The 26,305-nt window shown below is 65.0% G+C and carries 24 protein-coding genes; 21 read left to right on the top strand and 3 right to left on the bottom strand.

Annotation, left to right across the window (positions count from 1 at the left end; genetic code table 11):
• Positions 1–156: 156 nt before the first annotated feature.
• Positions 157–2,232 (bottom strand): acetate--CoA ligase family protein, encoded by a 2,076-nt coding sequence (locus ACQPYR_RS29230; RefSeq protein ID WP_433622146.1) that lies wholly within the window; start codon positions 2,230–2,232, stop codon positions 157–159.
• Positions 2,233–2,631: 399 nt separating this feature from the next.
• On the opposite strand from ACQPYR_RS29230, the gene ACQPYR_RS29235 reads away from it, so the two are divergent.
• The 3 genes from ACQPYR_RS29235 to ACQPYR_RS29245 all read left to right on the top strand — a co-directional run bounded on the left by ACQPYR_RS29235 (position 2,632) and on the right by ACQPYR_RS29245 (position 5,166).
• A complete protein-coding gene (locus ACQPYR_RS29235) occupies positions 2,632–3,816 on the top strand; it encodes a thiolase C-terminal domain-containing protein (protein ID WP_433622147.1) in 1,185 nt (394 codons plus the stop codon).
• A gap of 6 nt (positions 3,817–3,822) precedes the next feature.
• On the top strand, positions 3,823–4,251 hold the full coding sequence (locus ACQPYR_RS29240) for a Zn-ribbon domain-containing OB-fold protein (protein ID WP_433622148.1): 429 nt from the start codon (positions 3,823–3,825) through the stop codon (positions 4,249–4,251).
• A gap of 69 nt (positions 4,252–4,320) precedes the next feature.
• Positions 4,321–5,166: a MaoC/PaaZ C-terminal domain-containing protein gene (locus ACQPYR_RS29245; protein ID WP_433635272.1), complete on the top strand. Its 846-nt coding sequence runs from the start codon at positions 4,321–4,323 to the stop codon at positions 5,164–5,166.
• A 128-nt stretch (positions 5,167–5,294) separates the two neighbouring features.
• Here the strand turns inward: ACQPYR_RS29245 and ACQPYR_RS29250 are convergent, their stop codons facing one another.
• Positions 5,295–6,002 carry a TetR/AcrR family transcriptional regulator gene (locus ACQPYR_RS29250; RefSeq protein WP_433622149.1) on the bottom strand — a complete coding sequence of 236 codons (708 nt, stop codon included), beginning with the start codon at positions 6,000–6,002 and terminating at the stop codon, positions 5,295–5,297.
• 176 nt (positions 6,003–6,178) lie between these two features.
• On the opposite strand from ACQPYR_RS29250, the gene ACQPYR_RS29255 reads away from it, so the two are divergent.
• From ACQPYR_RS29255 to ACQPYR_RS29270, 4 genes are all read left to right on the top strand, one after another.
• On the top strand, positions 6,179–7,054 hold the full coding sequence (locus tag ACQPYR_RS29255; RefSeq protein WP_433622150.1) for an SDR family NAD(P)-dependent oxidoreductase: 876 nt from the start codon (positions 6,179–6,181) through the stop codon (positions 7,052–7,054).
• Between the two features lie 602 nt (positions 7,055–7,656).
• Positions 7,657–7,866, top strand: coding sequence for a hypothetical protein (locus tag ACQPYR_RS29260; protein WP_433622151.1), 210 nt, complete (start codon positions 7,657–7,659; stop codon positions 7,864–7,866).
• On the top strand, positions 7,820–8,077 hold the full coding sequence (locus tag ACQPYR_RS29265; protein WP_433622152.1) for a hypothetical protein: 258 nt from the start codon (positions 7,820–7,822) through the stop codon (positions 8,075–8,077). The genes ACQPYR_RS29260 and ACQPYR_RS29265 overlap by 47 nt, the downstream gene beginning before the upstream one ends.
• 191 nt (positions 8,078–8,268) lie before the next feature.
• The gene (locus tag ACQPYR_RS29270) at positions 8,269–8,670 is read left to right on the top strand and encodes a hypothetical protein (RefSeq protein WP_433622153.1); all 402 of its coding nucleotides are present in this window, start codon (positions 8,269–8,271) and stop codon (positions 8,668–8,670) included.
• A gap of 590 nt (positions 8,671–9,260) precedes the next feature.
• Here the strand turns inward: ACQPYR_RS29270 and ACQPYR_RS29275 are convergent.
• The gene (locus ACQPYR_RS29275) at positions 9,261–10,469 is read right to left on the bottom strand and encodes an IS4 family transposase (protein WP_433620857.1); all 1,209 of its coding nucleotides are present in this window, start codon (positions 10,467–10,469) and stop codon (positions 9,261–9,263) included.
• 551 nt (positions 10,470–11,020) lie between these two features.
• On the opposite strand from ACQPYR_RS29275, the gene ACQPYR_RS29280 reads away from it, so the two are divergent.
• From ACQPYR_RS29280 to ACQPYR_RS29345, 14 genes are all read left to right on the top strand, one after another.
• Positions 11,021–11,926: a bifunctional 5,10-methylenetetrahydrofolate dehydrogenase/5,10-methenyltetrahydrofolate cyclohydrolase gene (locus tag ACQPYR_RS29280; protein WP_433622154.1), complete on the top strand. Its 906-nt coding sequence runs from the start codon at positions 11,021–11,023 to the stop codon at positions 11,924–11,926.
• A gap of 36 nt (positions 11,927–11,962) precedes the next feature.
• The gene (gene purU, locus ACQPYR_RS29285) at positions 11,963–12,856 is read left to right on the top strand and encodes a formyltetrahydrofolate deformylase (protein ID WP_433622155.1); all 894 of its coding nucleotides are present in this window, start codon (positions 11,963–11,965) and stop codon (positions 12,854–12,856) included.
• A gap of 114 nt (positions 12,857–12,970) precedes the next feature.
• Positions 12,971–14,449: an aldehyde dehydrogenase gene (locus ACQPYR_RS29290; RefSeq protein ID WP_433622156.1), complete on the top strand. Its 1,479-nt coding sequence runs from the start codon at positions 12,971–12,973 to the stop codon at positions 14,447–14,449.
• Between the two features lie 57 nt (positions 14,450–14,506).
• Positions 14,507–15,421, top strand: coding sequence for a VOC family protein (locus ACQPYR_RS29295; protein ID WP_433622157.1), 915 nt, complete (start codon positions 14,507–14,509; stop codon positions 15,419–15,421).
• A gap of 20 nt (positions 15,422–15,441) precedes the next feature.
• Positions 15,442–16,230, top strand: a complete 789-nt coding sequence (locus ACQPYR_RS29300) for a 2-keto-4-pentenoate hydratase (protein WP_433622158.1) — start codon at positions 15,442–15,444, stop codon at positions 16,228–16,230.
• Position 16,231: 1 nt separating this feature from the next.
• The gene (locus ACQPYR_RS29305) at positions 16,232–16,999 is read left to right on the top strand and encodes an HpcH/HpaI aldolase family protein (RefSeq protein WP_433622159.1); all 768 of its coding nucleotides are present in this window, start codon (positions 16,232–16,234) and stop codon (positions 16,997–16,999) included.
• A 67-nt stretch (positions 17,000–17,066) separates the two neighbouring features.
• On the top strand, positions 17,067–18,509 hold the full coding sequence (locus tag ACQPYR_RS29310; RefSeq protein WP_433622160.1) for an aldehyde dehydrogenase family protein: 1,443 nt from the start codon (positions 17,067–17,069) through the stop codon (positions 18,507–18,509).
• A 298-nt stretch (positions 18,510–18,807) separates the two neighbouring features.
• Positions 18,808–19,440 (top strand): TetR/AcrR family transcriptional regulator, encoded by a 633-nt coding sequence (locus tag ACQPYR_RS29315; protein ID WP_433622161.1) that lies wholly within the window; start codon positions 18,808–18,810, stop codon positions 19,438–19,440.
• Positions 19,441–19,561: 121 nt separating this feature from the next.
• Positions 19,562–20,890: a hypothetical protein gene (locus ACQPYR_RS29320; protein WP_433635273.1), complete on the top strand. Its 1,329-nt coding sequence runs from the start codon at positions 19,562–19,564 to the stop codon at positions 20,888–20,890.
• Positions 20,891–21,062: 172 nt separating this feature from the next.
• Positions 21,063–22,079, top strand: coding sequence for a LacI family DNA-binding transcriptional regulator (locus ACQPYR_RS29325; RefSeq protein ID WP_433622162.1), 1,017 nt, complete (start codon positions 21,063–21,065; stop codon positions 22,077–22,079).
• Positions 22,080–22,092: 13 nt separating this feature from the next.
• The gene (locus tag ACQPYR_RS29330; protein ID WP_433622163.1) at positions 22,093–23,070 is read left to right on the top strand and encodes a C-terminal binding protein; all 978 of its coding nucleotides are present in this window, start codon (positions 22,093–22,095) and stop codon (positions 23,068–23,070) included.
• Entirely contained in the window at positions 23,067–24,359 is a 1,293-nt protein-coding gene (gene eno, locus ACQPYR_RS29335) for a phosphopyruvate hydratase (RefSeq protein ID WP_433622164.1), read from the top strand. Before ACQPYR_RS29330 ends, eno begins: the two co-directional genes overlap by 4 nt.
• Positions 24,356–25,348, top strand: coding sequence for a phosphotransferase (locus tag ACQPYR_RS29340; RefSeq protein WP_433622165.1), 993 nt, complete (start codon positions 24,356–24,358; stop codon positions 25,346–25,348). Before eno ends, ACQPYR_RS29340 begins: the two co-directional genes overlap by 4 nt.
• Before the next feature lie 31 nt (positions 25,349–25,379).
• Positions 25,380–26,162: an enoyl-CoA hydratase/isomerase family protein gene (locus ACQPYR_RS29345; protein ID WP_433622166.1), complete on the top strand. Its 783-nt coding sequence runs from the start codon at positions 25,380–25,382 to the stop codon at positions 26,160–26,162.
• Positions 26,163–26,305: the final 143 nt, after the last annotated feature.

Raw genomic sequence — 26,305 nt, forward strand, 5'->3', positions numbered from 1 at the left:
CGCGCTGGTGGCGGGCCATAAATATGCTTATCCGCTTCCGTCTCGTACATGAAGAGCGCCTCTGCGCCTACGGTTTTCATGACGTAGGCCGTGCCTCCCGATCTGACGATCCATGGCAGCGGGCGACCGGCCTACCTCACTCCGTACGACGACCGTTCAACACTGCTCGACACGGACCACCGCGTCGACCGCGACCGCGCCTCGGCCGCGTGGACCGACGAGGAGTGGGTTGATCTCGACTTCGCGGACCTCGGGCAACTCGGCCATCGCGGCTTCGAGCCGAATCACGGCCCCAATGATCGCATCGAGGTCGACTCCCGGCCGCCCCCGCATTCCCGCGAGGACGGGATAGTGCCGAAGCGCTTTCACGGCACGTTCGATCGATTCCGGTGAAAGCGGCGGAAGCAGTACCGACCTGTCGTTGTAGAACTCCGCCAGCAATCCGCCCACGCCAACCATGAACACCGTCCCGAACTGCTGGTCGCGCCAGGCACTGACGATGAGCTCTTGGTGCGAGCCGACGACCATCTGCTGGATCAGGTACCGACCACCCTCGCCATGACGAGCCTCCAACCGCGCGATCACCTCAGCGAGCTGGACGGGGCCCTCGACGCCCAGCTCGATGAGACCGGCATCGGACTTGTGCAGAACGCCGTCCTCCAGCCGCTTCACCACCACCGGGTAGCCAGGCACATCAATCGATCCATCGGCATGATCCGTCCGGTGCGTAGTCCAGGCGGCAACCGGCAGGCCGCCGTCGGCGAGCACTTCGAAGCTCACGTCGTCGGGAAGCTGGATCAGAGGACCGGTCGCCTCGCCCATTCGTCCGGTCAGCTCGACCGACGTGTCCACCGATTTCCGAAGCCGGACCAGGCGCCGAAGAGTCGAGAGCCACTCGACAACCTCCTGCGATTCCTGCACAACGTGATAGCCAGCGGCTCTCAGCTCTTCCGCGACGTCCGGAGTGAACGAACCGACGATGCCCACTGGAACGGTCATGGTCACCGCCTCCTCGAGCAGGATCGCCTTGATCGATTCCATCACTCTCGGGCTGAGCCCGACGTAGGCGAGCATGATCACCACGGCATCGATCTCGCCCGCGCACGCCAAGCGCACGAACTCGCGGAACTTGTCCGGTTCCACCGTGACCTGACCGGTCGCGTCGATCGGGTTGAGTGGTACGCAGTACGGAATCACCTCGCGCATCCGACGCTGGACTTCGCCGGGCATCTCGGGCAGGTCGAAGCCGGCGTCGGCCAGCTGTTCGGCAACCATCGCGCCGAGCCCGCCAGAGGTCGTCAGTACCGCGACTCGTTCGACGACTTCGAGTCCGCGCGCCACCGGCCCGGCCTCGACCGCACCGAGAACGCCGCTCAGCGTCGTCGCTCGGAACACCCCGAGCTGATCGAACAATCGCGCGTACACGCCGTCGTCCCCGGCCATCGCCGCAGTATGCGAGCGCACCGCGGCGGCACCGAGGGCGGTACGTCCGACCTTGATGGCAACCACCTGCTTGCCGTTGCGATGCGCGAGCTTCAGTGCTTCGACGACGCGGTCCGCGTCGCGAAAGCCCTCCGCGTACAGGACGATGGTTGTCGTCCCGGCGTCCGCCGCCATGTACTCGAGGCACTCGCCCATCGTCACATCGGCCTCGTTGCCCGTGCTCACGAAGTACCGGACGCCGACGCCACGTTCGCTCAGCAGACTTGTGACGTAGCTCCCGAGCGCCCCGCTCTGACTCACGATGCTCACCGAGCCACAGGTGAGTTGTGTCGAGTCGAAGGCAGTAGTCGCTATCGCCATCAGCCCGGAGTGAAGATTCAGCACGCCGAGCGAATTGGGGCCGAGGAGCCGCATTCCGTACGAAGCCACGACCTCGCGCAGCTCCCGCTCGAGCAGAGCACCATCGTCGCCGAGCTCGGCGAAACCGGCGGCGAGGACCGAGATCACCTTGGCCCCGCTCCGGCCAGCATCATGGACGGCGTCGACGAGGGCAGCAGGCGGCACCAGGAGCAGGGCTTGGTCGACGGTCCTTCCCGACGACGCGATCGTCGGGAAGCACGGCGCGCCGTCGATCGAGTCGTACCGCTCGTTGACGAGCGTGACCTGCCCCGAATATTTGTATCGCGCGAGCAACCGGAGCACTCGACGAGCCGTGGACGTCTCACGGGGCGACGCACCGACAATCGCGAGACTCTGACACTTGAACAGGCTCTCGAGCTGGTTCGTCACCGCGCAGTACCTCCATCTGTGCCGAGGTGGCAACCCCGGGCTTCGCCGTCCGCCCGCTTCACCGGGCGCTCGCGTGGGCGGCAATCCGAGGTGACGGGGATTCGCCAACGCCGGGTTCGCCCCTCGAGCTAGATCAACTTCGAAAGTTTCTAGAATCAAATATTAGTATTATGACCGACACCGAGGTGTCAAGATCGGCTATCAGACCCAATCAGCGCTTCCCATGGGAAGTCTCGAGTTACCCGTATCGGGTTCTGGGTTGACATTACTCACGTAACCGTTTACAAAATATTCTAGAACACGATTCTAGCAAATATGAGTTGGAGACCTCATGAAACTCGACGTCGCCGACGGCAACAGGGGTTGCCCAGGCACACCGACTGCGCCGAGGGCGGAGCGATGACTCCAGCCCGTGCCGCCATTGCGGGAATACACGAGTTCCCAACCCGACTCGCCGGTGGCCTCAGCAAGCTTCAGATCAAGGCGGAGTGCGCCCGGCGAGCGTTGGCCGACGCCGGCTTGAGCTGGTCCGACGTCGACGCGCTATACGATGCCGGCGAGACGGGGCCATTGCCGGGTGTCGGCGTCGCCGAATACTTCGGTGTCACTCCTCGGGTCATCGACACCACAGCCGTGGGCGGAAGCGCCTACCAGTACCACGCCGCCCACGCGGCACGCGATATCGCCGCTGGCCGCGCGAACGTGGCGCTGCTCACATACGGGTCGACGGCGCGCAGCGAGTCGCGGCCTGTCGGAACCGGTAGCCGGATCCAGGCCGAACCGCAACCCGGCCCGAACATGGAAACTCCCTACGACCCGCCGCTCATCGGGATCTACGCCCTCGCGGCCCAGCGGCACATGGCCCAATACGGCACCACACCCGAACACCTCGCCGAAATCGCGGTGACGACCCGGGGGCACGCCGTCCGCAACCCGGACGCCGTACAGGGCCTCACCGATCTCGGCGTGAAGCACACCGGCGAGATCACCGTCGACGATGTCTTGAGCTCCCGGCTCATCGCCGATCCACTGCATCGTCTCGACTGCTGCCTCATCTCCGACGGCGGTGGCGCGGTCGTCATCGTATCGTCAGCGGTGGCGGCGAGCCTGCCGAAGCCGCCCGTGTGGATCCTCGGCACCGGCGAAGCCATCGGCTATACGGGCAACCAGACCGACATCACGACGTCCGCGGCCGTACGGTCCGGGAAGGACGCATTCGGCCAGGCGGGGGTCCGGCCCGACGATATCGACATCGCGATGATCTACGACTCCTTCACGATCACCGTTTTGACGGTTCTGGAAGACCTCGGCTTCGCCAAGAAAGGGGAAGGCGGACCGTTCGCCGCCGGAGGGCGGCTGCGCTTCGACCGTCCCGGCGCGCCCGCGCTGAACACAGACGGCGGAGGTCTGTCGTCCAATCACCCGGGCATGCGCGGCATCTTCCTACTCATCGAGGCCACCCGGCAGTTGCGCGGCGAATCGACCGCGCAAGTACCCGGAGCGCGACTGGCCGTAGCGCATGGCAACGGCGGGTGGCTCGGAAGTCGACATTCCGCCGGCACCGTCATCCTCGGAAGGGAGTAACTCGCGATGTCATCAAGCAAAGCAATCGACGTAGTGGTGCCTACCCGGCCGCTGCCGGACCTGTCCGAACCGGACACCGCGCCATTCTGGGCGGCGACCAAGTCGCATCGTCTCATCTACCAGGTCTGCACCTCTTGCGGCGAGGCTGTGTTCCATCCACGCCGGCACTGCGGCGCGTGCGGCAGCGCGGAACCGCAATGGCACGAATCCGCGGGCCGGGGCACGGTCTACAGCTATACGGTCATCCGCCAGCACGGTCGGCCCTACTTCCGCGACAAGTTGCCCTACGCCCTCGGATTCATCGACCTCGATGAGGGCTTTCGGATGCTGGCAGAGATCGATGCACCTTTGCAACGCATCCATGTCGGGCTCCGGGTGATCGTCGGGTGGGAGGACCACCCCCAACTGGCCGTGCCCATCTTCCGCCCCGCATGAGCGACAGCACCAGCACAATCCGAATGAACATCTGGCGAGGAGGTTGCCGTGGCGCTTGATCACAGCATCGTGGGAGTACCGAGCGACCCCATCGAGTGGTCGTGGGCGTCGAAGGACGCATTGCTCTACGCGGTCGGAGTCGGCGCGGGCACCGACGATCCACTCCGCGAGCTCGAGTTCACCACCGAGAACAGCGAGGGCATCCGCCAGCAGGTGCTGCCCACCTTCGGGGTCATCGTCACCCAGGACCGGACGGGCCGTCGCGTGGGCGAGTACGACCGCGCCAGAGCCGTGCACGCCGAACAAGCCCTCGAGCTCCACCGACAGTTACCCGTTGCAGGGACGGTCCGCGTGACCTCCACAGTTACCGGCATCTACGACAAACGATCCGGCGCACTCGCAGTCACCGAGAACGTCGCCGTCGACGCAGCCACCGGCGAACCGCTGGTTACCGGCCGCAGCAGTATCTTTATCCGCGGTGAAGGCGGCTTCGGCGGGCCACGCGACTCCACCCCACTTTGGGAACGGCCATCCCGCGCCCCGGACTACCAGATCGTCAAGCAGACCAGACCAGAGCAGCCGCTGATTTACCGGCTCTCCGGGGATCGAAACCCCCTGCACTCCGATCCCCAGTTTGCCGCGCGAGGAGGGTTCAGGAAGCCCATCCTGCACGGCCTGTGCACCTACGGCATCACCGGGCGCGCGCTCCTGCAGGCCCTCGGCGACTCCGACCCGCGACGAATTCACCACATCGCAGTCAGGTTCAGCCAGCCCGTAATGCCCGGCGAACCCCTTACGATCTCGGTTTGGCAGCAACAAGGAACCGGAACCGCCGTTTTCCAGACCGCACGGCAAGACGGCACCGTCGTCCTCGACAGAGGAATCGTCCGGGTGGGTGAACCACTCCCAGAGTGACGCTCCCCGTACCGCCGAACGTCGGAGCGTGACGGTATCGACTGAACCACTACTCCACTGCGGTGACCGACACCGGAAATCGCACGCGATGACACGGCGGACCGAGAACCACCCCGGTCCGTCTCCAGCTAACCGGCTGCCCGGGTCCGCCGACGAGCACTCGCCGTGACGACGTTCTCGACAGCGCTCGTCTTCACCGGCTCCCGCGACGGCGCCCATGGCCCATCGGCTGTCAACCGTCGCACGTAGCCGATCGACGCCTCGATGATCTGGTTCGCCTGCCGACGGCTCTTGGCCAGCATCACAAAACGGGAGCACTCACCGATCATGGAGGTCAAGACGCGGACGTAGAGTTCGTCGAACGTGGAGTCGGAAAGACCGAGCAGCATGTCATTCTGCCCGATCCAGTCACTGGTCCGCTGCCGCCGCATGACTTCGAAGCCGGGAGGCCCGTCACCGGCGAAGAAGAGGGCCACGAGGTCCCGACGTACCCAGCATCCATCCAGCACAGCCCGTGTGCCCGCCTCGAACAGCTCGGCCGGATCGGTCACGCCGACTGCCTTGGCGCGCGCGACCGCCTCGTTGGCGGCCCGCTGCTGAGCGATCTGATGTTCCTGCCAGAGCGCGATGAACAACTCGCTCTTACCACCGAAGTGGTGGTACAGACTGCCGACGCTCGAACCGGCACGCTCCACGATTTGAGCGATGCTCGCCTCGGTGAATCCTTGTTCGACAAAGATCGCGCGCGCGGCATCCAGAAGCGCGCGCTGTGTGTCGGCCGTCCGGCTCCACTGCCAGGCAACCTCACCACGTGCGCGCTTGGGGATAGCTTCCACCGGGTGTTCTCCCTTCCGCTGGTTTCCAGAATTTCATTCTAGGACATATCGGCCGACTTCGTGCCGAGATACCGCCAGGCCACGCTTCGCGCTTGACAGAGAACGACTCTGGATAGAAGCTAATTTTAGAAGTAAATTCTGGAATTCAGAACGACCGAGAGGTTTGGGTGAGACATATGGCTGCCTTGGATGGGCGGGTGGCAATCGTGACAGGAGCCGGGCGGGGGATAGGCCGGTCGGTCGCGTTGCTACTGGCGAGCGAGGGCGCATCCGTGATCGTGAACGATCTGGGGACCGCGTCGGACGGGAAAGGGCAGGACTCCGGTCCCGCGCACGACGTCGTCGCGACGATCACCGACGCCGGCGGGAAAGCGATCGCCAACGGCGCGGACGTCACCGACCACGTCGCCGCCGAAAACCTGATCCGCACCGCGGTCGAGGAGTTCGGGCGGCTCGACATCCTGGTCAACGCGGCCGGCTTCCTTCGTGACCGGATGATCTTCAACATGTCCGAGCAGGAGTGGGACGATGTCATTCGGGTGCACCTGAAGGGCACGTTCAACACCACGAAGTTCGCTGCGGTCCACTGGCGGTCGTTGCGAGACGAATCGGCGCAGAACCGCATCATCAACTTCACGTCGAGGGCCGGGTTGGAGGGAGCGCCAGGGCAGCCCAACTACTCGGCCGCCAAGCTGGGCATCGTGAGCCTCACGTGGTCGACCGCCCAGGCGCTGGCCAAGTACGGAGTAACGGCGAACGCGATCTCACCGGCTGCGGCGACCAGGATGACCGACACCGTGCCCGCCGACCGACTGCCCAGCGGCGCACTGTCCGCCGAGCGTTCCCCCGACAACGTGGCGCCGATCGTGGCATATCTCGCCTCGCCCAGGTCTGGTTGGATCACCGGGCAGACCTTCCGCTCGGCCGGTTACGAGGTCTCGCTCTACAGCAAGCCGGTTCCTATCAGCCGCCTGATCGGAACCGGGCCGTGGGAGGTCGACGCACTCGGCGAGCAGGTCGAAGCCTCATTCGGTCCGCTCCTGGGCCGGTAGTAGTCCCCCGACGCGGGCCCTCCCGATGCGCGGGGGCCCGCGCTACCATGCCATCGACGCTCGGCGTTACGGACGTCGCGGCCTCCCCCATATCCCTCAGTTTCACATCCGCCGACCGCAGGAAATGTTGCGCACCGCACTGTCCATTGCAGACAGTTCGAAACCGAGTCGCCGCGAGCCTTCCTGCCGGTCCGTTATGTCGGCCCAGCGCCAAAGCTTGATATATCACCCTGGCACGAAGATCCGGCGCCACTCACTCTGTGCTCATTCTTTATCGCTGTCCGACCAGGTTGCTCCGGCAAGATCGTGCTGCTCATCAGTTCGCGCTGATCTTCGTCGTCGCGGGCCGACCGTCGATACCTCCTGCGCCGATGGCCACTGGGTGCGCAACTCTCAGCGTAAACCCTGGCGAACCGCGGCGCGTTCCAACATCGGGAACCGATGATTGCCCGACTGTTGCTCGATGGTTAGCGTCGAATCACAGAAGTTCGGGACCAAATTATTCATTCCGTTCCGACAGTCACAGATGTCGCACACTTCTGCGATCGTTCCGCTAACCGTGTCCCGACATATTGCTTTGATGGTGAAACCGAGGAAATGCCATGACTGCTCAGGTCATCGATGGGCGAAAAATCGCCACGAACCTCAAATCGCAGGTATTCGATGAAATTGCAAACCTGAGAAGCAACGGGTTCCATTGCGGTATTGCGATCCTTACCGTCAGCGGCGATTTCGCCTCGGACTCCCCCGCGCGACGGATCGGCCGTGAGCGGCTTCATCGTTATGCGTCCGCTGCCGCATCACGTCGATGAGTCCGCGGTCTTTCGCGCGTTGTCGCCCGCGAAGGACATCGAGGCGGTGCATCCGGTGAACGCGGGACTGCTCGCGCTCGGCGCACCCCGCTACGTGCCGTCCACCGCCGCATCGGTATTCCATATTCGCGACCCATGCATTCCCGATTACCGAATCAACGTTTTCGTGCACGCGGTTTCCTGCTGCGGCCGCCGCGGAAACAGGTCTTAATGTGCAATGACAATATTGCATTCCCATATATCAACCACCAACTAATCGCATCGACAAAAGGACGGACAATGCCCAACTCCTCATCAGCTCTCGGTGATCGCACCCTTCGGATGTTCGCTGTGTTGTGTGCTATAGCGATGTGGCTGGGCCTCTTGGGGCCAGCGTGGCAGTACTCTCCCGGCAATCCGGCGATGGAGATCCCGCCGATGCAAGCCAATTTCGCGCAGCTGATACCGATTATGCAGAACAGTCCATCAACGCTGCAGGCCGCCTTCTTCGGCTGGATGGCATGGCTATTCGCCTTGATCGCAACCGTGCTCGTCATCGTGGCTGCCCGGTCTGCGACGCCAGTGGTGGGTGGCGTGTGCGTACTGGTCGGAATCGCGGAGTCCGTCATCACGATTCTCGCGCTCAAAGGCACTGAGCCATGGTCGGCTGTCTTTGACAGCTTGCAATTCATTCGCGTCGGTGCCGTCATGTTTGTGATCGGCATGATCGCGCTCATCGTCGCAGGGGTGCGATGCCTGGTCGGCGCGCAGGCTGGTCGCTACGCGAGTCTGGAAACGACGCCTGCAAGCCCCTCTGCTGCATAGTCGGCTGTGCCCGAACTGGTGAATGAGCCGATCGACCGTTCCGTTTCCGGCGGGCATACTCGTCGCGCGAACGCGAGTGAGAGCGGGCGGCGATGTCGTGGTTGGCAGCAGTACCGCTGCACGAATCCGTCCTGCCCGATGGTGTTTCATTCCACGAGTATGTGCCCGAAGCCGGTTCCTGAGGATGATGGGCATGCGGGTTCTGTACCGGTGAGCTGGGCGTGAATTGTTGTGCCGCACAACACAGGAGGACCCCGCTGGCTACCGACCAGCGGGGTCCTCCTGTGTTCCGGGTTCCGTTACATGGCGCTCGAGGCGGCCTAAGGGCAATACCAGTGACTTAAGGCTGTTTGGGTCTGGCTGTTGCGTTGGCTAGCGATGTGGTTGATGCCGTGCGCCAGTGTGGGGCGATGGTGACTGCTTCGATCGGATTCGGTTGTCGTGGAACAGGTTTGCGGTGTTTGTCGCGTTTGACCTTGAAGCCCGACATTTTGCGTTTGACGACGCGGGGGTTGGTTCGTCCGCGTCTGGGTGGCAGCAGGTGACGGGCGATCTCGCGCAGGCCCTCGGCCAATGCTCTGGCCAGGTCGTCAGGGGGAAAAACCCGCCTGCGCGCTCACCTGGCGGCGCGCGAGGCGGATGCTGCGGGTGAACGATAACCGGTCGGCGTCGATACGGGCAGCGTCGGCGGTGTCGTGCATCAGGGTGCGAATGGCGTAGTGCACCAGCAGGTGTCCCCAGATCTCCTGCTCGACACCCTCGGGCGAACGCGACCGCAGCACTTGCGCGGGTCCGCGCTGGTGGGTCTTCAACTCATCGAGTGCGGTCTCGATCTCCCAGCGCTCGTGATACAACGCGGCCAGCTCGGTCGCCGGGGCCGCGGCGGGATCCAGGATCGTGGTGATCAACCGGTAGGGCGCCTCCTGCTGCGGGAATCCCGGCCCCTCGAGGGTGTACTCGATAACCCGTACCCTCGTCGGATCGGCGCGTTTGCGGTGATCTTTCGCCTCCACGATCTCCGACAGATACGAGCCGTCGCCCAACTCCTCGACCACCGGCAGGACGAGGTGGGATCGTATGCGCCACAACAGATCCGCACCACCAGCGCACGCCGCCCGCCACAGCTGCATACCGGTGAAACCACGGTCGGCCAACAACAGATCGCCAGACCTCAGATGCCCGAACAGCCCACGGGCCAGGACCGGTTCAGCGGTCGTGAACGACCCCAGAGCCGCCGCAGTGATCGCATGCGTGCCGCACTCGGCCAGAGCCACCATCCGCACCTGCGGATACGCGCACCGCTCAGTGCGATGGGTCTTCGGACGCCCGAAACACTCCGCGTTCTCGGCACTGTCGGGGACATCGAAGGTGGTGCCGTCCACCGCGACCAGCCGCCAACCCCGATACCAGCCACCCGGGGTCGATTCGGTCGCCAACGGCCGCGCGACCTCGGCGAACAACGCCTTCAACGGCGCCGGACCCAGCTTCACCCGCGCCCGCGAGATCGCCGCCGTGGTCGGCACCTGCCACGACCCCGACCAGCGCTTGGCCCACACCAAACCCTGCGTGAGCAGCCGCGCAACCTCCTCATAGCCCTGACCGGAAAACAAGCACATCGCCAGCACGAAATACACCACCACACGCGGCGGCAGCAACCGCGTCCGCTGCCCCGCCCGCCCGCAATCGGCCACCACCCGATCCACCAACTCCGGCGGAAACGTCCTCGTCAACAACCCGACCGCGATACGGTCAGACAACCGCTCATCCGTCTCCGTCTTGACCTGCCCAGGCCGCGGCATACACACCTCCCGGGCACAGAACCTACCAGCACACAAACCTTAAGTCACTGGTATTGGGCCTAAGGGAGGTCCTCGCAACCGATCTGAGCCTCAGCGAAGCACCGCACCGGATGAGGTGACTCGCTCACGCCAGCCGCTGGTGCGGACGTAGCCGAGCGCTGCCTATGTCTGGTCGAGATCGTCGAGGGTCGCGGTTGAGCCGGGCTAGAAGCTGACGCGAGCCTCCCGGCCGATCCGATGTGCCGGCCTGGTCGCCAAGGCTTGAAATATAACCCCGGCGCGCAGCTCCAACTCCATACAGACCTTCGGTACTTCCTGCGCCGATGGCCACTGGGTGCGCAACTCTCAGCGTAAACCCTGGCAAACCGCGGCGCGTTCCAACATCGGGAACCGATGATTGCCCGCCCGCTGCCCGATGGTTAGCGTCGAATCACAGAAGTTCGGGACCAAATTATTCATTCCGTTCCGACAGTCACAGATGTCGCATAATTCCGCGATCGTTCCGTTAACCGTGTCCCGACATATTGCTTTGGTGAAACCGAGGAAATGCCATGACTGCTCAGGTCATCGATGGGCGAAAAATCGCCACTGACCTCAAATCGCAGGTATTCGATGAAATTGCAAACCTGAGAAGCAACGGGTTCCATTGCGGTATTGCGACCCTGACCGTCGGCGGCGATTTCGCCTCGACCGCCTACGCGCGACGGATCGGCCGTGTGGCCGCCGAATTCGATGTGCAGTGCCAGCATATCCGGCTGGACTCAGCTGCCACGCAGGACGAGATTCTGGCAGCGGTGCGACAGCTGAACGCGGATCCGGCGGTGAGCGGCTTCATCGTTATGCGTCCGCTGCCGCATCACGTCGATGAGTCAGCGGTCTTTCGCGCGTTGTCGCCCGCGAAGGACATCGAGGCGGTCCATCCGGTGAACGCGGGACTGCTCGCGCTCGGCGCACCCCGCTACGTGCCGTCCACCGCCGCATCGGTATTCCATATTCTCGACCACTGGCTCGATGAGGCAGGCGAGGATCGGCGGGAGTTCTACCATCGCAGCCAAATCGTGGTCGTCGGCCGCTCGAGCAATGTCGGCAAGCCAGCGCTCGCGCTCGCGTTCGAACGACAGGCGGCGGTCAACTCGGTCGACGAGTGGGCGAGCCGCAACGGCAGGCTCGGATGGCACACCAGGCGCGCCCACGTGCTGATCGTCGCCGCCGGTCAACCGGGACTCATCCGCGCCGAGCACGTCCGTCAAGGCGCGGTCGTGATCGATGTCGGCATCAACGCCGTTCCCGATGACCGAACGGGCGGCGTTCGCGTGGTCGGCGACGTGGCCTTCGACGAGGTGCTCACTCGCGCGCGGGCGATCACGCCGGTACCGGGCGGCGTGGGACCGGTAACCGATGTGTGGTTGCTGCGCAACGCCGCGCTGGCCGCCCGCCACCTACAGGCCGAGCACTGACATGCGCGCCGGCGAATTCGGACACGAAAGGGCCCCATGGAACCGATAGCTTCGGCGACGCCGGAGGACAAACCGGCGGAGTATATTCTCACCCTCTCCTGCCCGGATGTCCCCGGGATCGTGCACGCCGTCGCGGCGTTCTTGATCGAGCACGACATGAACATTCGGGAGAGCCAGCAATCCTCTGATCCGGAGGACGGAACGTTCTTCATGCGCGTCCAGTTCACCTCGATCCAGCACCGGCCGCCACACGACTTCCCAGGAATACGGCAGGATTTCGAGTCGGTTGCCGATGCCTTCGGCATGACGTGGCGGCTCACGACCACCGCCGATAAGCCGCGTGCGGTGATCATGGTGAGCAAAATGGGGCACTGCCTCAACGATCTGCTGTTCCGCGCCGCCACCGGCCGACTGGCCATCGATATCCGTGCGATTGTCGCCAATCACCCCGACCTGGGCTATCTGGCCGACAACTACGACATCCCGTTCCACCACATCCCGGTCACCGCCGACTCGAAACCCGCCGCGGAGGCCCGGCTGATCGATCTGATCACCGATCAACAGATCGACCTGGTGATTCTGGCCCGCTATATGCAGATCTTGTCCGCGGACTTGTGCAAGTTTCTCGAGGGCAGGGCTATCAACATCCACCACTCGATGCTGCCGAGTTTCAAGGGCGCTCGTCCCTACCATCAGGCGCATCGGCGGGGGGTCAAGCTCATCGGTGCCACAGCCCATTACGTGACCTCTGACCTCGATGAAGGCCCGATCATCGAGCAGGAAGTCGCGCGCGTGGACCATTCTCATACCACCGCGGATGTCGTGGCCCTCGGCCAGGACAACGAATGCTCCGCTCTCGCGCGTGCCGTGCGCTGGCACGCCGAAAACCGCGTCCTGCTCCACGGCCACAGCACCGTGGTGTTCCGATGACGCGGCTCGACCACGACTTACCCGGCCGCCCACGAGGAGGAGGCGGCCTCGCCGCCGTGCCGCAATGAACCAACCCCGCCGACCCCACAACGAACGCCAGAAGGAGCAAACACAGTGACAACCGAGGACAACGCAGTCACCGCGCGGGTAGACGGCGTCGAGGTCGCGACCGGACACTTCATCGGCGGAAAGCGGCGAGACTCCACGGAGGTCTTCGAGGTTCACTCGCCGATCGACGGCAAACACCTCGCGAACGTCAGCCGCGGTACCGCGGCCGACATCGACGATGCCGTCGCGGCTGCGAAGGCGGCGTTTCCGGCGTGGGCGGCCCTCGGGCCCGAAGGGCGTTACCCGTACCTCATCCGGTTCGCCGAACTTATCCTCGAACACCGGGACGAGCTCGCCACAGTCGAGACGGCCGATGTGGGTATGGGACTTCAGATGACCAGGACGCACATGGTCGACCGGTCATCGCGCAATATTCGGTTCTTCGCCGATCTGGCACTGAAGATCAACGATCGCGTCATCGATTCTCCCGAGGTGACCAACTACGTCCGGTTCGACCCATCGGGTGTCAGCGCCCTCATCACACCGTGGAACGGACCTCTCATGCTCACGACATGGAAGATCGGTCCCTGCTTGGCCGCGGGTAACACCGCGGTCGTCAAACCGCCGGAGTGGGCACCGCTGACCTGTTCCCTGCTCGCCGATCTGATCGCCGAGGCCGGTATCCCCGACGGGGTGGTCAACTTCGTGCAGGGATTCGGCGCGGAAGCAGGTCAGGCGCTGGTCGAACACAAGGACATTCGGCGGATCAGCTTTACGGGGTCGCCGCAGACGGCGAAGACCATCGCCCGCGCGGCGGCTGACCGGCTGGTTCCCACCAGTTTCGAGCTCGGCGGGAAGTCCCCCAACATCGTATTCGCGGACGCGGACCTCGACCTGGCCGTGAACCATGCGGTGGTGGCGTTCCGAAGTGGGGGGCAGGGCTGCACGAACGGCACGCGCCTGCTTGTCGAGGAATCGATTGCCGAGGAGTTCGAACGCAGGCTCACCGAGACCGCAGCCAAGATGGCTGTCGGTGACCCGCGCGACCCTGCCACGCAGCTTGGCCCGTTGATCCACCCCGTCCACCGGGACAGGGTTCAGGGATTCGTCGATCGTGCGGTCGAGGATGGGGCCGAGATCGCTTGGGGCGGTGGCACTTTCGATCAAGGCGAGCTGTTCTACAAGCCCACACTCGTGAAGAACATCCGACGGGGCATGGAGATCGAGCAGCGAGAGGTATTCGGGCCCGTCGTCACCTGGCAGACCTTCCGCACTGAGGACGAAGCCATCGACCTGGCCAACAGCACAGAGTACGGCCTGTCCTCGGAAGTGTTCACCCAGAGCGAGGAGCGAGCCATGCGCATGGCCGCCCGCATCCGCTCCGGGATGGTCTGGGTCAACTGCTACATGGTGCGCGAACTCGCTGCCCCCTTCGGTGGACTCGGCCTGAGCGGCATCGGCCGCGAGGGCGGCGAATGGAGCTTCGACTTCTACTGCGACATCAAGAACATCGCTGTCCGCAAGGAGAGCCTCCCCCGGGACTGAAAGACCGAGACCGACCAGAAAGACATCTACCTAATGAACAAGCAAGGAGTCTCTTCGATGAGCGGGGTCCTCGAACTGGGCTACCTCGGGTTCGGCGTGTCCGACCCGAGCGAATGGAAGAAGTTCGCCGCCGAGGTTCTCGGTCTGGAATATGTGCCAGGCCCTGACGAGAACACCTACTTCTTACGGATGGACTACCAGCATCATCGCATCATCGTCACCGAAGACCCGGCTGACGACCTGACGGTGATCGGCCTTCGCGTCGCCGATGCCGAGGCACTGTCGCAGATGCAGGACAACCTCGCCGCGGCGGAGATTCCGTTCGTCGTCGGAACGGAGGCCGAGGCGTTGGAGCGACATGTCCTCGGGTTGATCAAGCTCGAGGATCCGGCCGGGATCCCCCTCGAGATCTATTACGGGCCCGAACTGATCTACAGCCGACCATTCCATCCCGGACGTCCGATGCACGGCAAGTTCGCCACCGGTGCCGCGGGAATGGGGCATTGCTTCATTTCCGGTGATGCAAAGGAGAGTCTCGAGTTCTACCGCATCCTCGGTATGCGCGGCGGCACCGAGTACAAGCTTCCCAGCCCCGACGGCGATGGTCATATCCACGTCGTGTTCATGCGCGGTGCGAAGCGGCAGCACTCGATCGCGTTCGGCGCCCCCCTTCCCAAGCGCATCGACCATTTCATGCTTCAGGCCACCGATTTCGATGATCTCGGCTTTACCCATGACATCGTGCGGGAACGGAAGATTCCCGTCACCGAGACTCTCGGGAAGCACTCCAACGACCAGATGTACTCGTTCTACTTCAAGACGCCGTCCGGCTTCGGCATCGAGTACGGCCACGGCGGCAGGGACGCCTTCGAGACCAGCGAGTACTACGCCACCGACGTCCACGGCCACCTGTCCGAGGCCCCCGGAAGCTTCGGCAGGGACGAAGATCCCCAAGTTTCGGTTCAGTCCTGAACCGCTCGACAGGAGACACCATGTTGACGGATGAACAGCGCGATGAACACGCGCGTGACCTCGTCGAGGCCGAGCGCACCGGCCAGTGGACCAAGTCACTCGTCACGGTTCACCCCGACGCAACGATCGAAGACGCCTATCACGTCGCCGCAGCCGTCACTGGACTGAAACAGCAGGCCGGCCGGGTCGTGAAGGGGCACAAGATCGGCCTTGTTTCGCGAGCGATGCGTGAAGTGGCGGGGGCGACCGAGCCCGATTACGGAGCGCTGTTCGACGACTGGTTCGTCGCCGAGGGCGATGTTCTGGACATCAGCCGCCTGAACCGCCCGCAGGTCGAGGTGGAAGTTGCGTTCGTACTCGGACGCGACATCGACGGCAGGACCGCGACGGCAGCGGATGTGATCAGCGCGACCGACTACGTGTTGCCCGCTCTCGAGGTGGTGGACAGTCGTTACTCATCCTCACCCGGCGGCGTCGTCGACAGTGTCGCCGACGCCGCAAGCTGCGGGCGCGTCGTCCTCGGCGGGAACCCCGTCGGTTTGCGTGATATCGACATCCGGGACGTCGCGGCGACGCTGTTCGTAAACGGCGAGCCGATCCGGTCGGGGATGTCCTCGGCCGTTATGGGCAATCCGGTGAACGCGATCGTGTGGCTGGCCAGGAAGCTGGCGGAGTTCGGTGTCACTCTCGAAGCGGGGCACGTGGTCCTGCCTGGCTCGTTCCTCCAGCTCGCTCCCTTCCGGGCCGGTGACACGGTGAGCGCCGTGTTCTCCGCACCGTTCGGCTCAGTCGGTTTCGGGGTCCGGTGATATGACGGCTTCCCGTAGCGGACTCGGGGGCGAGGGCATCGCGCTCGGGGCGTGGCTGTTTCTCCGCGAGCCTTTGGCCGCTATCTCGGCAGCGAACCAGGGCTATGACTACGTGTGCGTGGATATGCAGCACGGCTTGGCCGGCGACAGTGATATCGGTGATCTCCTCGGTCCGTTGGCCGTTGGCGGCGCGTTCCCCACGGTCCGCGTGGCTGGCAACGACGCGACCGTCATCGGCCGAGTGCTCGACGCCGGGGCGCGCGCCGTCATCATTCCGATGGTCAACACCGCAGCCGAGGCGCGCGCGGCGGTCGAGGCGTGCTACTACGCCCCGACCGGGAAGCGCAGCGTCGGGCCTCTGGCTGCGGGTACCTACTACGGCCGCGGCTACCTCGGCACCGCGAACGACGACGTGTGGTGCATCCCGATGATCGAGACCGAGGAGGCCGTCGCGAACATCGACGAAATACTCGCCGTGCCCGGGGTCCGCGCCATCTACGTCGGCCCGGCCGACCTCAGCCTGTCCATGAATATCGGACTCGATACGACACAGGACGATCCAAGGCTGGTCCAGACCCTCGCGCATATCGCGAAATCGGCGAGGCGCGCGGGGGTCCTGCCCGGCATCCACGCCAGTGCGGAACTCGCTCGGGGCCGGGCGGACATGGGGTACCGCATGATCACCGTCGGATACGACTGGCTGCCCCTGGTCGCCGGCCTCGACGAAAGCTTGAAGGCAGCCCGCGACACGGCGGTGCCGCGGCGATGATCATCTCTCGCCTATCTCCCTGTGACGTGAGTTCAGAACGACCTGAGAAGGAATGGTGACGTTCGCCATGACCGCGACAATCATCGAACACACGAGGCAGTACATCGGCGGCGCGTGGGTGAACTCCACTGGTGAGGGCGTCATCGAGGTCCGCAACCCGGCCACTGAGCAGGTCATAGCCGTCGTGGCCAAGGGGACCGAGGACGACGCGGACGCCGCGGTCGCAGCCGCCAAAGCGGCCCAGCCGGCGTGGGCGAGGCTGTCGACGTCCGAGCGGGCGACGTGGTTGCGACGGCTCCAAGCCGCCGCGGCGGCCGATCGCGAGAATCTGGTCCGGATCATCCAGGACGACGTCGGCTGCCCAACGCCACTGGCCGATCACGTCCAGGTCGGCGTGCCACTGGCCAACTTGGGCGCCTTCGCCGATCTCGCCGAGACCTACCCGTTCGATGAGCAAGACACCGAAGGGCGATGGGTGCGTCGCGAGCCGGTGGGGGTCGTCGCGTGTATCACCCCGTGGAACTTCCCGCTGCACCAACTGGTCCTGAAGATGGCCCCGGCTCTCGCCGCGGGCTGCACGGTGGTCCTCAAACCAACCGAGGTGACACCGCTGTCAGCGCTGCGGCTGGTCGAACTCGTCGACGGCATCGGGCTGCCGCCGGGTGTAGTGAACCTTGTCAACGGTTTCGGCCCGGTGGTAGGCGCACGACTGGCGGGCCACCCGGACACAGATATGGTGTCGTTCACCGGTTCGACTGCGGCGGGTAAGCGTGTCGCGGCGCTGGCTGCGGGCAATGTCACTCGCGTCGCCCTCGAACTCGGCGGGAAGTCCCCGAACATCATCCTCGATGACGCGGATCTCGAAGTGGCGGTCCGCGACGGTCTGGCCTGGTGCTTCGTCAACTCGGGACAGACCTGCTCCGCACTCACTCGGATGATCGTGCCGCGCGATCGGCTCGCCGAGATCGAGGAGATCGCCGCTCGGGAATTGCGGGAGTATCGGATCGGTGATCCACGCAAGCCCGGTGTGAACCTCGGTCCGCTGATCAGCGATGTCCAGCGCGAGCGGGTTCGAAGCTATGTCGACGTCGCCGCCGCGGAAGGCGCCCGGCTGGTCGCGTGCGGGACACCTGCCGACGAGCAGACCGGATACTTCGTACCGCCGGCGATCTTCAGCGACGTGACTACCGACATGCGCATCGCGCAGGAAGAAATCTTTGGTCCCGTCCTGGCCATCCTTCCCTACGACGATGAAGAACAGGCCGTGACGATTGCCAACGACACCGTTTACGGACTGGCTGCTTGCGTGTGGTCGTCGGACCCGGATCGAGCGGCCAGGGTCGCCACCCGAATCCGGGCTGGACAGGTACGGATCAACGATGGCGACCGGTGGCCTGGGGCGCCGTTCGGCGGCATGAAGCAGTCCGGCCTGGGCCGCGAGGACGGCAGCCATGGTCTCGAGGAATTCCTCGAGATCAAGGCGATCCTTCTACCGAAGCCGACGGCATGAGCAGCCGCGAAGGGTGGGCCGTCTCGCGTCTACGCGAGGGGGAAACCCCCTACGCGGCCTTTCCCATGGCCGAGCACCGCCGCGCCGAGTTCGGAGGATGGAAATCACGTCGGCAGGAAGGTGAACTCTGATGCCGAAACGCCCCCCGATACGAAACAACTCTCCCACGTCGTCCGGGGCTTCGAGTGGAGCCGTCCACCGCGTGGTGCGGATCTCGGAACCCCGGCGGTCGCCGGAGACCGGCCGGGGTGAACCCCAGATCCGCCGGACCGGGTGCCACCCACTCGAGCTGGACGATGTGAGCCCCTCGGACGTATCCGATACCGCACCGTCGGCTCGATTGCTCGCGGTTCGCGAACGCATCCTGCGCGGGGCGGCCCGGATCTTCGTCGAGCGAGGTTTCTCGGGCACCAAACTCACCGACATCGCCTCTGCGGCCGGCCTGCAAACCGGAAGCCTCTATTACCACTTCGTGGACCGCGCGGCCCTCGTTCATGAAGTGACACGCAGAGGCGTGCTCGACAGCGTCGAAGCCGCCCGGAAAGCTGTCGCCGAGTGCTCTTCCGAAGCGACATCGCGGGACCGGCTGCTGGCCGCCGTTGACGCCCACATCTGGTCGATATTGCGACCCGACTCCCTGGCGCCCGCAGCGATCTCGCTTCTACCCCAATTGCCGCCCGAGCAACGCGAGCGTGTTCACCAGGAGACCAGCATTTTCAAGTCGTTCTGGGTAGGGCTCGGGACCGCGGCGGCGGCGGACGGATACCTGGATGACGAAGTCGACGTGAACCTGCAAATCCTGGTCATCGTCAACACCTTGAACTCTGTCATCTCGTGGACGGAGGCGCAGCGAAGTAACCGCGCGGCCACGACATCGGCCTTCCGCAGGCTGCTGGAGGCAGGGTTTCTGCGTCGGTCCAAAAAAATGTGAATTGCCGCCGCAGTTGCCGTCAATATGTGCACGACCGATTATTCCGTATCGAGCGGCTGAATCGGCCTCGCCAACAACTAATCCGTAAATCAAGTGTATTAACCAAAACCGGAGGCCGATGATGCTCTTCACTCCCGACAGCCCAATTTTCCAAGGGGCGAGTCTGTACGCCCCATTCCACTCGACCGTGGTACCGGTCGCGTACACCGGCATGAAGGACGAATACCTTGCCGGCCGCAGCGCGGCCTGGCTGGGGGTCGCCTTGAATTTCTCGCCCGTATTCGATGTGAAGGGCCCTGACGCGGTCCGGTTCCTGAACTGGGTCGCGGTGAACAAGGACTTCGGGAACTTTCCGGAGGGAATGTCGAAGCACGTCCTCATCTGCAACGAAGAGGGATACATGCTCGCCGATGGTGTCGTCATCAAGGTCGCGGAGAACCACTTCCGCACCTACTGGCTTGCACCGGTGATTCATTACTTCCTCAGCACCAGTGGCATGAACATCGAAGGCGAGTACGTCACCGACGAGTACTTCTTCCAGATCGACGGGCCGAAGTCCCTCGAGATCGTCGAGCGCGCAACGGGTGCCGACCTGCACGACCTGAAGTTCGCCCGCAACAAGCGCATCGACTTCGATGGGCACGAGGCAGTGGTGCACCGTCTGGGAATGTCCGGTGCTCTCGCCTACGAGATGCACGGAAACGCCGAAAACGCAGTCGAGGCATATAAAAAGCTCCGCGCGACTGTCGAGGAGTTCGGCGGAAAGGTTCAGGGCGTTTTCAACTACCCTGTCGTCAACCACACGGTCGCCGGCTACCCCAACCAGTACTTGCACTACATCTATCCAGTACACGAAAGCGGCGAGGGTCTTTCGGAGTTCATCACGCAGACGCCGTATCTCGTTCTCACGCCGACCGGCAGCGCGGCGGATAGACTCACGAATTTCTATGCGACGCCGTACGACGTCAACTGGGGCTACCTCGTCAACTTCGACCACGACTTCATCGGCAAGGCGGCGCTGGAGAAAATCGCGGCGAACCGGCCACGCAAGACCGTCACACTCGAGTGGAATCCGGAGGACATCGCCGATGTCGTCGCCTCTCAGTACCGCGGCACCGAGGTCGAGCCCTACGACGACATCAACCATTCCGGTCTCCGGCCCGAGGAATTCGCCGCCGGCACGATTCGGGGCGATTACGTAGTGGACGGAGACGCGAAGGTAGGAGTCGCCACCGGCCGGACGATCGCCTACCACGAGCGAAAGATGGTCTCGCTCGCCTCCATCTCGACCGAACTCGCTGTGGAGGGTCGTGAACTCGAGGTCTTGTGGGGTGATCTGGGGCACCCCGTGAAGCGTGTACGTGTGAAAGTGGCGCGGTTCCCGTACTACAACGGTCCCTACCGCAACGAGAAGTTCGATACCTCGAATATCCCGCGTCTGGTCCACTGACCGTTCCACATCGACCCTCCATGGCAATAGCCCGCAGCCACCAACCTGCCTGCGGGCTCTCCGCCTGATGCCGAGCGTCCCGGTTCACGTTTCACGCGGCGGGCGTGCCGAGCGACACGGCTACGTTGGAGCAGTCGAGCTGTGCGATCGTTAGCATAAGCGGAGGAAGAGCATGACAACCGCAAAGGACCTGGCCGCGAGCCTTGGCCTCTCCGTCTCGACGGTGGGTCGGGCGCTGGCCGACGATCCGCGCATCAGCGCGGAGACCAAGGCCCGAGTCGCCCGCGCCGCGGAGAACACGGGATACATCGCCAATCGGGCGGCCCGCATGATGCGTGGCGCATCGAGCGACGTCATCGGGGTGGTCGTCCCGGACATCAGCAACAGCTTCTACGCCACAATCGCCCACGCACTGTCGGAGACTCTGGCACGCAATCAATACCAGCTGATGCTCGGTGAGACGGCAGACGACCGGACCGCGGAGCTGCGGCAGATCCGAGGATTCGCGGCGGCACAGGTGGCCGGCGCCATCGTCGTGCCGACCGCCCTGCCGACTCCGGCGACCGTGCGCCTATTGCAGACGCTGCCGCATGTGCAGCTGTTGCGGAACAGCGCGGCGCTGAGTCAACAGTGGTTCGGTATCGACGACGAACGGTCGCTGCGAATGGCTACCGAGCACCTGACGGCCCTGGGGCACCGGCGGATCGCGTTCGTCGGTGGCACCGCAGACCTGCCCACCGGCGCGGCGCGCCAGCGCGGCTATCAGGAGGCGCTCGCCGCGGAAGGCCTCCCGATAGACCCGACATTGATCGAGCTCGGGCCGCCGTCGTCGGTCGAGCACGGCCGCAGCGCCGTCGCACGACTGATCGACCGCGCCGACCCGCCCACCGGGATCGTCACCGGGTCGGTGCAGGCCACCCGCGGTGTGCTGGAAGCTCTGCTCGCGCGCGGCGTCGACGTGCCGGACGAGGTCTCGGTGGTCGGTTTCGGTGACGAGGCCGGCTGGTCCTGGTGGGGGCCGGGCCTGACCACCATCGCGCTCCCGATTCGACAGCTCGCGAGGACCTGTGCGCTGTGGCTGCTCGACCGGCTCGCGAATCCGGCCGCCGCCACAGCGCTCGCACCGTTCTCGTCCATCTCACCCGGTGTCCTGACCGTCCGGGGTAGTACCAGCCCCCCGACCCTCTGACCAGGAGAATTCATTGTCCATCTTCCCGCCTGTAGTCCTGCTCACCGATCGGGCTTGGCCCGATGATCTCGTGGAACGCGAGATCATCGAGGGTGCCGGCTTCACGTTCGTGAGCGGTCCGGCCGACCCCGCTCCGGCGGCCGTGATCGAGAAACTCGTGCGCGAGCACCAGCCCACGGCGATCCTGACCTGCTGGGCCCCAGTCAGCGCCACCGCGATCGGAGCAGCGCCCGAGCTGCGGGTTGTGGCCCGGATGGGCGTCGGACTGGACAATATCGATGTCACCGCCGCCACCGACCGCGGCGTCCTGGTCACGAACGTGCCCGACTTCTGCGTAGCCGAGGTCAGCGATCATGCCGTCGGGATGATTCTCGCCTGGACGCGTGGTCTGGTTACCGCCAACAGCGCCGTGCGCGCAGGCCGTTGGCAACCCGCCGGCGCCAGGCTCCGCCGCATCGGCGCCCTGACCTGCGGGATCGTCGGCTATGGCCGGATCGGCCGGGAGACCGCGCGCAAGCTCGCCGCATTCGGCACCCGCATCCTGGCCACCGATCCGCATCCACCCGCCGCTCCGGACCCGGCCGAATTCGTCGACCTGGACAGCCTGCTCGCGTCCTCCGACGTCGTCGTTGTCCACGCACCACTCACGCCCGAGACGCGTGGTCTCATCGGGGCGCCGCAGCTGGCTCGGATGCGTCCCGGCGGGCTGCTGGTCAACGTCAGCCGCGGCGGTCTCGTCGACACCACCGCTGTGATCGACGCACTCGCGACCGGACACCTCGGCGGGGCCGCCCTGGACGTACTCGACACCGAACCCGACGTGCCCGCGGACCTGCTCGCGCAGGAGGGCGCGCTGATCACGCCGCACGTGGCATTCACGTCCGAACTCGCGCTGCTCGACCTACGCCGCGGCGCGGCCGAGGAGGTCGTGCGTGTGCTCACCGGCCAGCCGGCTCGTCACCCTCGGAACACCGTGTCGGTGGCGGGATGACCCGCATCGAGGCGGTCCATGCCCGCCAAATCCTCGACTCCCGCGGGCGGCCGACCGTCGAGGTGGACGTCATGCTCGCCGACGGCACACTGGGGCGTGCCTCGGTGCCGTCCGGGGCGTCCACGGGCACCCACGAGGCCCACGAACTGCGCGACGGCGATCCCGGCGACTACGCCGGTCTCGGCGTGCGCGGCGCCGTCCGCGCCGTACGAGACGAGGTATCTCCCGTGCTGCGGGGCCACGATGTCACCGATCAGCTCGGCGTCGACAGTGCGCTGCGCGATCTCGACGGCACCGACAACCTGACCCGACTCGGAGCCAACGCCGTCCTCGGCACTTCACTCGCGGTGTGCCGAGCCTCAGCGCTGGCGCTGGGCCGGCCGCTCTACCGTCGGATCACTGAACTCGCCGGTGTCGACACCCCGATGCTGCCGATGCCGATGGTCAACATCCTCTCCGGTGGGCAGCACGCCGGGCGAGGCATGGACGTGCAGGATTTCCTCGTGGTGCCAGCCGGTGCCACGAACATCGCCGATGCGCTGCATGTGGTCGCCCGGGTCCGCGCCGCGGCGAGCGACGCCCTCGCCGCCCGTGGCCTGCCGACCCTACTCGCCGACGAGGGTGGGCTGAGCCCGGGTTGTGCCAGTGGGCACGAAGCGCTGGAACTCATGGTGGAGGTCATCGAACGCGCCGGGCTGGAGCCGGGAGCAGACGCCCTGATCGCGATCGATGTCGCCGCGCACTCCCTCGTGGACGCCGACGGTCGCTACGCCCTCGACCGTGAGGGTGTCGTCCGCACCACCGCCGAGATGATCGACATGGTGGAGAGCTGGGTCCGGGAGTATCCGATAGTGTCCGTCGAGGACGCGCTCGACGAAGAGGACTGGGCCGGCTGGACGGAGCTCACCGCCCGTATCGGAAAGTGCGCGCGGCTCATCGGAGACGACCTGTTCACCACCAATGCCGCACGCCTGGAGCGCGGTATCGTCGCGCGTGCCGCGAACGGAATCCTCGTTAAGGTCAACCAGAACGGCACACTGTCGGGCACGCTCGACGTTATGGCCCGCGCTTGCGAAGCCGGCTACGTGCCAGTGGTCTCCGCCCGCTCGGGTGAGACCGAGGACGACTTCCTCGCCGACCTCGCTGTCGGGACCGCGGCGGGCCAGATCAAGATCGGTTCACTGCGCTGCTCGGAACGGCTGGCCAAGTACAACCAGTTGCTGCGAATCGCCGAGGACGAGACGCTGCCGTTCGCGCCTTCGCCCGCGACCCTCGTAGGCATACCGTGACCACCCCTGCGGAATTCATGCTGCGCAGCGGGCTTCAGTCGGCGGAGGAGTCCGCGACGTGGACCGCGTTGACCGGCGGTGTGTCGTCGGATTTGTGGCGAGTGGATCTGCCGGGGCGCAGCCTCTGCGTGAAGCGGGCGCTGCCCACGCTGCGGGTCGGCGAGAAGTGGCAGGCCCCGGTGACCCGCAACGCGGTGGAGTACGCCTGGTTGACATTCGCCGCCCGGCACCGCCGCGGCAATGTACCCCGGCTGCTTGCCCACGACCCCGAAGCCGGCTACTTCGCCATGGAGTTCCTTCCCCACCCCGTGTGGAAGACCGAGCTCATGGCGGGCCGGGTCGATCCAGCGGTCGCGGCCGCCGTTGGCAACGTGCTCGGCGAGCTACACCGCATGTCGACCCGGGAGTCCGGCCTGGCGACAGAGTTCGCCAACGACGCGAACTTCGCGGCCTTGCGGCTCGAGCCCTACTTCACCACGGCCGCCCGGCGCCACCCGCAGGTGGCCCGCCAGCTCGTAGCCCTCGCCGACCGCACGGCTGCCACTCACCTTGCCCTCGTGCACGGTGACATCAGCCCGAAGAACATCCTGGTCGGCCGCGCAGGGCCGGTCTTCCTCGACGCCGAGTGCGCGGTATTCGGCGACCCCGCCTTCGATCTCGCGTTCTGCCTTACCCATCTGGCGCTCAAGATGCTCGTCCGCCCTGATCGGGCGGACGATCTGCGTGCCGCGGCGGACTCACTCCTCGCTGCGCACGCCTCGCAGATCGACTGGGAGTCGGTAGCCGCGTTCGATCACCGCGTCACCACCCTTGTTCCCGCGCTACTCCTGGCGCGTGTGGACGGCGCCTCACCGGTCGAGTACCTGACCGACGTATCCCGGACGGCCGTGCGGAAGGTGGCGATCGGCATGCTGCTGGCCCCGGTGTCTTCCACACACCGACTGTTCGACCGGTGGCGCGCCGACATCAAGGTAAGTCATCGATGCTAACGATGGCATACGAGAATCGAGAGGAACGAATATGAGCTGGCGGATCGAGCGACGTGGTCGCGTGGCCGTGGTGACCATGACAACCAACCCGGTCAACGCGCAGAACCGCGCCTTCTTCGCCGACCTGCACGAGGCTTTCGACCGTCTCCAGCGCGATCATCCGGACTCTCCCGTCGTGCTGACCGGCACCGGCAAGCGATTCTCGGCAGGACTCGATCTCGGTGAGCATTTCCCGCTCTTCGCTGGTGACCAGGAGGCCATTGCGTCCTGGCTCCGGGACTATCGAGCGACCAATATGCGACTGTTCACCTACCCGCGCCCGACCGTGGCGGCTGTGAACGGGCATGCCCTCGCGGGAGGGCTCCTCACCGCGGGTGTCTGCGACTACCGCCTCGCGGTCACCGACGATGAAGCACGGCTCGGCCTCAACGAGGTCCGGATCGGGGTACCGATGGCAGCGGTCTGGGTCCGCATGCTCGCCTACGCGTGGGGCGAGCCCGTCGCTGGTCGCACCTGCCTGCGAGGTGAGGTCTTCTCCCCTGCGCGGGCGCATGAGCTGGGCTTGGTACACGAGCTCGTGCCCTCGCATGACCTCCTCGACCGTGCGATCGCTGTTGCCGAGCTAACGCCCGAAGACTGCCTCGATGCCTATGCGTTCACCAAGCGAGCAAACCAGGCCGCCGTGCTCCGTGATATCGAAGACCTGTCCGATCCCCTCGACAAAGAATTCCCCGCGGCGGTATCCAGTGCTGATTCCCGCGACGCCCACCGGCGCTACTGGCACCAGCTCAAGAACTCCGCCCCATCTTGGTGAATACCGCTGCCGATAAACCCTGAATTCGGTTCTGTCGCTGAGGTTTATGTCGACCGACATCGCAGCCACCCTGAGCACTTCCGAGTAGCTTGCTGCCGCGATCCGGGCGTCCAGGTGGTTACGTTGCTGGGCCTCTCAGCCGT

It is taken from the genome of Nocardia sp. CA-120079, from assembly GCF_050955745.1.
In the GTDB taxonomy this organism is placed as follows: Bacteria; Actinomycetota; Actinomycetes; order Mycobacteriales; family Mycobacteriaceae; genus Nocardia.